Here is an 8,484-nt window from a genome sequence, read left to right as displayed (position 1 = left end):
CGCCGTAGCCGTCGCTACGGCAAGGAGTTCCAACGCCGCATCCGCGGGATGCAGCGCGCGCCGAATGCCTACGGGACTTCTGCAACGGTACACTAGATCACGCGACGTTGATGGACTCCAGCATGGCCCGGATGGAGGGGCCGTCGGGGACCAGAATGAACTGCCCGTCGAGCTCCTCGCCCTCCTCCCCGTCCATGCGGAACCGGGTGTCCAGCACGAGCGCCGTGGCGGCCCCGCTTTCCGCCACGTCGTCGGTACCCGGGAACGGCATCTGTCCGAGGCTCATCGTCGGCACGGACATCAGCAGCAGCATGCCCATGAAATCCGAGAGCGCGTTCAGGTAGGCGCCGGCGACGATGTTGCCGGCCTCGATCAGCGCCGAGCGCTCCATGTCGCCGAAGCTGGCGACCGATCCGCCCGTCGCGCCGGTGAGGATCCCCGCGATCCGGCGCGCGGTGGCTTGGGGGAATACCTGCAGGGTTTCGCCGGTGACGTCCCCGAGGACCTGCATGCGCACCGTGGCGTAGTCCTGCCCGGCGTCGTCGCTCGCCCGGGCCGCCACCCCCACGCGGACGGTGGGCACCTCGACCAGGACGCGCCGATTGGTCAGTTGAGAGAGCGCCGTCGCCGCGTGTCCGGCGCCGATGTTGGCCACCTCCCGCAGCGCGTCGAGCTGGATCGCCCCCAAGTCATGCATGGTCACCTCACTCACCCCCGTTCCCCCGATTAGAATACGCTCGTCGGGTCCAGGACCAAGGCCGGGCGCCCGTCCCCGAGCAATGTCACGCCCGCGAAGTAGGGCAGCGTACCGACCGGTCCCTCGAACCGCTTCACCACCATCTGTTCGCGCCCGATCAGGCGATCGACCGCGATCGCGGTGCGGCCTTCGCCCGCTCCGGCGATGACCGCCGACCGCTCGGCCCCGCGCTCGCCGCCGCACGACAACGCATCGCCGAGCCTGACCAGCGGCACCACCTGCCCTCGCAACTGCAGCACTTCGCGGCCGTTCTGGCGACCGACGGCGTCGCCCAGCTCCACCACCTCCTCGACGTGATTGAGAGGGATGACGTAGTCCTCGCCGCCGGCCTGCACGCGCAACGCGGGCGCCAGTGCCAGGCTAATGGGCAAACGCAACTGGAAGCGCGAACCCTTGCCCTCCTCCGTCCAGAGCGTCGCGGCACCGCCCAGCGCCCGCACCCGGCTCAGCGCCACGTCCAGCCCCACGCCGCGGCCCGACAACTCCGACACGAGCGCGCGAGTGGTGAATCCCGGACGCGCCAGCACCCGCAGCAGCTCATCGTCGTTCAGGCCCTCGACCCCCGGCGCCACCAGGCCTTCGCCTCTGGCACGCTCCACAACGGCGGCACGCGAGATCCCCTTGCCGTCATCCTCCACCTCGATCAGCACGGAGGCCCTCTCCCGAAAGGCCCGCAGCGTCAGGCTGCCCTGCTCCGGCTTGCCGACCGCGCGCCGCACGTCGGGGGCTTCGATGCCGTGATCCACCGCGTTGCGGAGCAGGTGCAGCAGAGGATCTCCGATTTCCTCCAGGATCGCGCGGTCGAGCTGTATGTCGGTGCCCTCCAGCGTCAGCCGGACGAGCTTGCCGCTGCCCCGGGCCGCGTCCCGGACCACCCTGGGGAAGCGCTCGAAGACCTGGCGAACGGGGATCATGCGGACCCCGAGGATGGCGTGCCCCAGGTCATCGATAAGCCGCGCCATCTCCTCGGAAACGCGCTCGACAGGCGAATCGGACGCGGCGAGATTCGCCAACTCGGCGCGCAGGATCCCGAGTTCTCCGACCGAGTCGGCGATGCTGTCGAGATGGGCTTGATCGACCCTCACCTGGCGGATCGCCGACCCCTTGGCGGGCGCCGACTTGCGGCCTGGCCCGGCCTGTCGGTTGATGCGCTGGGCGGTCTCCCACGAAATCGCCTTTACCTCGCCGCCCTCCCTGATGGCGCGGTCCAGTGACGTGACGTCAGCGTCCGGCGGGAACACCAGGCGGAAGTTGCCGTCGAAGGCCTCATCGAAGGCCGCCGGCTCGCAGCCCACGATGCGGGACAGCTTTTCCACCGCGTGGCAGATGATGGTGGCGCGCGCGGCCTTCAGCGGCGCCGACGGCTCGATCAGGATGCGCGCGGCCGGAGAGACCGCTGCGTCGATCCCGGGCAGGTCCTCATCGCTCAGCAGGCCCGATAGCTCGTCGCCTTGCGACGGACCATCGGGCGGAGCTTCCCGCTCGGCATCGGTAGCCTGGGCCGGCGTCCGGGGACTCGGCTCGGGCTCGGGCGTCGAGCGCTCGAGCGCCGCGTGGAGACGATCGGACACGGCGAGCAGCTCGTCGATGAGGGCGGGGTCGACGGCGATCTGCCCGCTGCGGATGGACTCCAGGCGATCCTCGAGGGCGTGGGCCTCGTTGGCGACTTCGGCGTAGCCCATCGCCGCGGCCATGCCCTTCAGGGTATGCGCCGCGCGGAACGCCTCCTCGACGGGTTCCGCTCCCCCTCCCTGCTCGATGCCGAGAAGGCTGCGCGCCAGGACACCGAGGTGCTCCCTGCTTTCCGAGAGGAAAAGCTCGACGTAGCGGCTGGTGTCCACGGGTCACGCGCCGGGAGCGCCGCGATCCTCCGAACTCAGGCGGCGGCGCATCAGCCCAGAACGCGTTGCACGGCCTCCAGGACGCGCGAAGGCTGAAACGGCTTGACCACGAAGTCCTTGGCCCCGGCCTGAATCGCCTCCACGACGAGCCCTTGCTGGCCCATGGCGCTGCACATGAGAATCCTGGCCTCGGGATGCTCCTGTACGATGTCCCGGACCGCGTCGATGCCCCCCTTGTCCGGCATCACGATGTCCATCGTGACGAGGTCGGGACGCAACTCGCGGTACCGGTCCACTGCTTCCAGACCGTTCTCGGCCTCGCCGACGACCTCGAATCCGGCCTGCTTGAGGATGTTGCCGAGCATCGTGCGCATGAACAGCGCATCGTCACAGATCAGAACCGTCTTGCCCATGTACCCCCCAATTCTCCCACTTCCCGGGCGATCCAGTCGATCGCCCCGGTCGCCCACCACGCCACCATGAGCCGGCGAGTATTTCTATAGACGCAGCGCCTACCGCCCAGGTGGAGCGGGCTGCCTTCGTGCGATCACGGAGTGGGTGCGCTGGGGGGATCCTCCTCCACCCAAAGCCGTTCCAACACGCTCTCCGCGTCGAGCGCCAGAAACGGGCTTCCCCCCCAATCTCCAACCCCGAGAAGTCCCTCTTGGTAGGCGTCCAGGACCTTCAGGTCTTCGACGCTCACGGATAGTCCGTGGGTCGCCGCGCGCACCACCGCCAGCACCTCCTCCACCGCAAACGCGGCCTGTCTATCCGCGCCTTCGACCACCAGCAACTGGTGCTCGGGACGCTGAACCGATGGGTCCAGCGAGAGCACCGCGCCAAAATCGAATACGGTGACGATTCGTCCCCGCAGGTTCGCCAGGCCACACACTTCCGGGCCGCAGCCGGGAAGCCGCGCCATAGGCCGCGCGTCGATGATCTCGCGAATCTGCCCCACCAGAAACGCGAACCGGTGCCGGGCGCACCGAAAGACGACCCAACGGGGCGTCTCCCGGGATGCCGAGAACGTCATCGAAGCCGGGCTGTTGGCGCTCATGGACCGAGGCAAAAGTATCCCCCGCGCGCGCGCGGGGTCAACTCTCTCGGGCCCACTCGGCCACCGCGTCCAGATCCTTCGGGAGTGCCGATGAGAAGGATAAATGGCGGCCCCCGCGGGGGTGCGCGAATTCGAGTTCCGCCGCGTGCAGAAACTGGCGCCGGGTTCGCTTCGCCAACTCCTGCGCCCAGCCGCGATCCGCGCCCCCGAAGCCGCGCTCCCAGCCGTCTCCGTAAACCCGGTCCCCCACGACGGGATGCCCGACGTACCGGAGGTGTACCCGGATCTGGTGAGTCCGGCCGGTGTCCAGCTCCGCGCGCAGCAGATCCGCGGCCCGCCATCGCTCCAGCAGCGTGAAGCGAGTGCGCGCCCGCCTGCCGCCCTCCATGACCGCCATTCTCTTGCGGTCGGTGCGCGCCCGGCCGATGGGCGCGTCGACGTCCCACTCCTCTCGATCCACGTGGCCCCAGGCGGCGGCCAGGTAACGGCGCCGGACTTCCCGCCGCTTCAGCGCGTCCGACAGAGCCCGGTGCGCGTCATCGGTCTTGGCGACGAGCATGAGCCCGGACGTGTCGCGGTCCAGGCGATGGACGATCCCCGGCCTGAGCACGCCGCCGATCCCCGACAGATCCTTCATGTGAAACAGCAGCGCGTTGACCAGGGTCCCGGACCGATGGCCGGGGGCGGGGTGGACGACCATCCCCGCCGCCTTTTCGATCACGGCCAGGTCTTCGTCCTCGTAGAGGATGGTCAGAGGCAAATCCTCGGGCGCGATGTGCGACGGCTCGGGTGCGGGCAGGTGCAGCAACAGCTCGCTGCCGGGCCGAGGCGTGTCGCTCTTGCGGCCGGGGGCACCGTCGACGAGCACGTGCCCCTGTTCCAGGAGCCGCGCGGCCCCTGAGCGCGACAGCTCGGTGACTCGCGCCGCCAGGTAGGCGTCCAGGCGATCCTGGCCGGGCTCCTCTTCCACGCGCCAGCGCCGCGTGTCGGAGGTCACCCGACTTCCCCCGACCGATCGTCGCGCCACAGCGTCATCGCGAGGAGCACCGCGCCCGCGGTTACGGCCACGTCGGCCACGTTGAATACGGGCCAGCGCACGCCGCCGATGCCGACGTCCAGGAAATCGACCACCCCGTGGGCGTGCCGCACCCGGTCCAGGAGGTTGCCGACCGCGCCTCCGACGATGAGCGCGATGGCCGTCAGCCGGCGGCTGTTGTGGGCCGGCGTGAGGTGGAACATCGTCACGAGCGCCACCAGCGCGGTCACGGAAAGCAGGAGAAAGACGAGCCGGGAGGCGTCCCCGAGGTGGATTCCGAACGCCGCGCCCGGATTGAAGATGTATGTGAGCCGCACGTACTCGCCGATCACGTCCACCTGCTGGTAGGGGTCCATGAAGCGCTGAATCAGCGCCTTGGAGACCCAGTCCACCAACGCGATCGCGGCCGCGATGGAGGCGCAACGGGCGGTCATCCTCCCACGCTCGGCGGGAGTCGCGGGCGTGGCGCGCCCGTGGTCCGTCCCGCGCGTACCGTCCGCCACCGTGTCGCGCTCCACGGCCTCCTCCTTCATCGTACCGAAACGACGAGGCCGATCATGACGGCGTCGCCATCCAACTCCAGTTGCACGCTCCCCGCCGGTTGGTCCCCCGGAACGAGGTCCTCTTCCCCCAGACTCACGGCGAGCGTTTCATCCATGATGAACGCGCGGTGCGCCTGGACGGATCGCGCAACTCGACCTTCTGCGCGCACGCTGAGATCGATGCGGTGCTGGACCTCCAGGCCGGATTCCTTGCGCAGCCTCTGGATCCGGCTGACCAATTCCCGCGCGAGACCTTCCAGCTCCAGCTTCTCGTCCAGGGTCGGATCCAGCGCCGCGGTGAGCACGCCGTCGGTCTCCACCGCGAACCCCTCGCGCGCGTGCTGCTGGAGCTCCACCTCGGCGGCGCCGAGCGTGACGCTCTCGCCGTCCAGCTCGACGACCAGCTCGCCGCTCTCGCGAAATCCGGCGAGCGCCTCGGCCGATGCCGACCTCGCGGCACCCGCTACGTCATTCGTGCGCTTGCCGAAGCGCGGCCCCAGCGCGCGGAAGTCCGGTTTCGCCGCGAGCGTCACGAAGTCCGTGGCGTCATCGACGGGGTGCACCTCCTTGACGTTGAGCTCGGCGCGCAGGAGGTCGGTGACCTCTTCACGCAACGCGACGCCCTTGGGCAGGGTCACGTGCACCGCGCGCAGCGGCTGGCGGACGCGAACCTGGATGCTCTCCCTGGCGGCGCGGCCCAGGCTGGACAGCGTCCGGGCCGCATCCATCTCCGCCTCGAGCGCGGCGTCCGAGCCCGCCGGCGCCGGCCAGCCGGCCAGGTGGACGGTCTCGCCGCCGTTGAGGGCCCGGTGGAGCCAGTCGGCCACGAAGGGTGTGAAGGGAGCCAGCAATCGACTCACCCCGACGAGGGTCTCGAAGAGCGTTCGGAAGGCGGCGCGCGTATCCAGGGCGTCGGCGCTGCCCCAGAACCGATCCCGGCTCCGGCGCACGTACCAGTTCGACACGTCGTCCACCACCAGGTCCCCGATCGCCCGCGCGGCTCCGGTCAGATCGTACGCCTCCAGCGCCGCCGTGACCTTTTCGGTCGCCGACGCGAGACGCGAAAGCATCCAACGGTCCAGCGCACCCCGGTCGAGCAGGGCGGGGTCGGCGTCGGACGGTGCCCATCCCTCCAGGTTGGCGTAGAGCTGGAGGATCCGGTACGTGTTGGCGAGCGTGTCGAAGGTGCGGCGGAAGGATTCTCCGAGCACGGCCTTGTCGAAGCGCTTCGCGCTCCACGGTTGGCTGGCCGCCAGGAAGTACCAGCGCACGGCGTCCGCGCCGTACTCCCCGATCGGATCCCACGGGTCGACGACGTTGCCCTTCGACTTGGACATCTTCTGCCCGTCGGCGTCCAGCAGAAGCCCGTTGACGATCACGTTCCGGTACGCCGGCCCGCGCCCCAGCATGGTGGCGATAGCCATCAGCGAGTAGAACCACCCGCGGGTCTGGTCGATCCCCTCGCAGATGTAGTCGGCGGGGAAATGGGCCTCGAAGTCGGCGTCGTTCTCGTGGGGCCAGTGCCACTGGGCGTACGGCATGGCGCCGCTGTCGAACCAGACGTCGATCACCTCGGGCACGCGGCGCATTACGCCCGCGCAGCGCGCGCACCCCCACTGCAGGGCGTCGATGCCCGGCTTGTGCGGGTCGAAGTCGTCGCCCAGCGGACCCGCGCGCTCGGCCAGCGCCGCGTACGACCCGATCACCTCGACGTGGCCCTCGTCGGCGTCGCAAACCCACACCGGCAGGGGCGTCCCCCAGTAGCGATCGCGGGAAAGCGCCCAATCGACGTTGCCCGAGAGCCACTCGCCGAAGCGGCCCGTGCCCACCTCGGGCGGGTACCAGTTCACCGCCTCGTTGTGGGCGACCATGTCGTCGCGAACGCGCGTGGTCTCGAGGAACCACGAATCGCGAGCCATGTAGAGCAGCGGGGTCGAGCAGCGCCAGCAGTGCGGGTAGGTGTGCTCTTCCAGCGAGTACCTGAACACCCGCCCGCGCGCCCGTAGGTCCTCCAACAGGGGCTCGTCGGCGTCCTTCACGAACGCCCCGCCGACCATCCTGACGCCCTCCTCGAAACGCCCGGCGTCGTCGATCGGACGCAGCATCGGCAGCCCGTGGCGCTGTCCCGAAGCGTAGTCGTCGGCCCCGAACGCGGGGGCGATGTGCACCAAACCGCTGCCGTCGTCGGCGCTGACGAAATCCTCGGCCACCACCGTCCAGGCGGCTTCCGACTCACCGTCATCGGCCAGCAGGTCGAAGGGCCTGTCGTAACGCCGCCCGATCAACTCGGACGCGGGCCAGCGGCGCACCACCTCGGCCTCCTCCCCGAACAGCGCCTGCACCCGCTCCTCGGCGAGCAGCAGGCGCGCGTCCCCGTGACGAACCTCGGCGTAGGCCAGGTCCGGATGCACCGCGAGCGCGGCGTTCGCCGGTAGCGTCCACGGCGTGGTGGTCCACACGACGAAGGCCCTCCCCTCCGGGTCGGGCGAACCGTCGGCGTCGAGCAGCGGCGCCGTGAAATACAGGGACGGATCGGCCACGTCCTCGTAGCCGAGCGCCACCTCGTGCGAGCTGAGCACCGTGCCGCAGCGCGGGCAGTACGGCACGCTCTTGTGCCCCCTGTAAAGGAAGCCGTTCCCGTGCAGCTCGGCGAGCAGCGACCACACGCTCTCGATGTAGTCGTGCGAAAAAGTCACGTAGGGCCGCCGGTAGTCGAGCCAGTAGGCGATCCGCTCCGACAGGCGTTCCCAGTCCTCCTTGTACGTGAATACGCTGTCGCGGCATGCCTTGTTGAACGCCGCTACGCCTAGTTCCTCGATCGCGCGCTTGCCGCTCACGCCCAGCTTCTTCTCCGCCTCGATCTCGACCGGCAGGCCGTGCGTGTCCCAGCCCGCGATCCGGGTTACCTGCCGACCCTGCGCGGCGCGGAACCGGCACACCACGTCCTTGAGCGTGCGCGAGAACACGTGGTGGAGCCCGGGCCGGCCGTTCGCGGTCGGGGGCCCCTCCCAGAAAACGAACGGCTCGCCAGCGCGGGTCGCCTCGAGCGTCTTGTAGAAGAGCTCCTCGGACCGCCACTGCTCGAGCAGGGCCTCCTCCAGGCCCCTCGCGTCGGGCGGAAACTCCGGAAAATTCATGGGCTATCGCATCTGCGCAGTCGCGCGTTGTCGTTCAGCCGCCTGGACGCGACGAACGCCCGCGGCGGCCGCACGGAGGCGCGCCGCGGGCGCTCGGCACCTCGCCCCACCGAC

Annotated in this window: 7 protein-coding genes; all 7 read right to left on the bottom strand. The window is 69.6% G+C overall.

Features of this window, described 5'->3' with window-relative positions; all coding sequences use genetic code 11:
* Positions 1 to 97 precede the first annotated feature (97 nt).
* Positions 98 to 697, bottom strand: coding sequence for a chemotaxis protein CheC (locus ABFS34_15005; protein ID MEN8376734.1), 600 nt, complete (start codon positions 695 to 697; stop codon positions 98 to 100).
* A 29-nt stretch (positions 698 to 726) separates the two neighbouring features.
* On the bottom strand, positions 727 to 2,598 hold the full coding sequence (locus ABFS34_15000) for a chemotaxis protein CheA (protein ID MEN8376733.1): 1,872 nt from the start codon (positions 2,596 to 2,598) through the stop codon (positions 727 to 729).
* Positions 2,599 to 2,648: 50 nt separating this feature from the next.
* The gene (locus ABFS34_14995; protein MEN8376732.1) at positions 2,649 to 3,011 is read right to left on the bottom strand and encodes a response regulator; all 363 of its coding nucleotides are present in this window, start codon (positions 3,009 to 3,011) and stop codon (positions 2,649 to 2,651) included.
* A 134-nt stretch (positions 3,012 to 3,145) separates the two neighbouring features.
* Positions 3,146 to 3,655, bottom strand: coding sequence for a chemotaxis protein CheW (locus ABFS34_14990; GenBank protein MEN8376731.1), 510 nt, complete (start codon positions 3,653 to 3,655; stop codon positions 3,146 to 3,148).
* Between the two features lie 37 nt (positions 3,656 to 3,692).
* Positions 3,693 to 4,652 carry an RluA family pseudouridine synthase gene (locus ABFS34_14985; GenBank protein ID MEN8376730.1) on the bottom strand — a complete coding sequence of 320 codons (960 nt, stop codon included), beginning with the start codon at positions 4,650 to 4,652 and terminating at the stop codon, positions 3,693 to 3,695.
* The gene (gene lspA, locus ABFS34_14980) at positions 4,649 to 5,209 is read right to left on the bottom strand and encodes a signal peptidase II (GenBank protein MEN8376729.1); all 561 of its coding nucleotides are present in this window, start codon (positions 5,207 to 5,209) and stop codon (positions 4,649 to 4,651) included. The genes ABFS34_14985 and lspA overlap by 4 nt, the downstream gene beginning before the upstream one ends.
* A gap of 11 nt (positions 5,210 to 5,220) precedes the next feature.
* Positions 5,221 to 8,370: an isoleucine--tRNA ligase gene (gene ileS / locus ABFS34_14975; protein ID MEN8376728.1), complete on the bottom strand. Its 3,150-nt coding sequence runs from the start codon at positions 8,368 to 8,370 to the stop codon at positions 5,221 to 5,223.
* Between the last annotated feature and the right edge of the window lie 114 nt (positions 8,371 to 8,484).

It is taken from the genome of Gemmatimonadota bacterium (assembly GCA_039715185.1).
GTDB lineage: Bacteria > Gemmatimonadota > Gemmatimonadetes > Longimicrobiales > RSA9 > DATHRK01.
Note: the sequence above shows the minus strand (reverse complement) of the source record. Positions and strands in the feature narration are given on the sequence as shown.

Coding starts and splice junctions, on each gene's coding strand:
- ABFS34_15005 (MEN8376734.1), bottom strand. CDS start 697: ATGCATGACTTGGGGGCGATCCAGCTCGACGCGCTGCGGGAGGTGGCC.
- ABFS34_14995 (MEN8376732.1), bottom strand. CDS start 3,011: ATGGGCAAGACGGTTCTGATCTGTGACGATGCGCTGTTCATGCGCACG.
- ABFS34_14990 (MEN8376731.1), bottom strand. CDS start 3,655: ATGAGCGCCAACAGCCCGGCTTCGATGACGTTCTCGGCATCCCGGGAG.
- ileS (MEN8376728.1), bottom strand. CDS start 8,370: ATGAATTTTCCGGAGTTTCCGCCCGACGCGAGGGGCCTGGAGGAGGCC.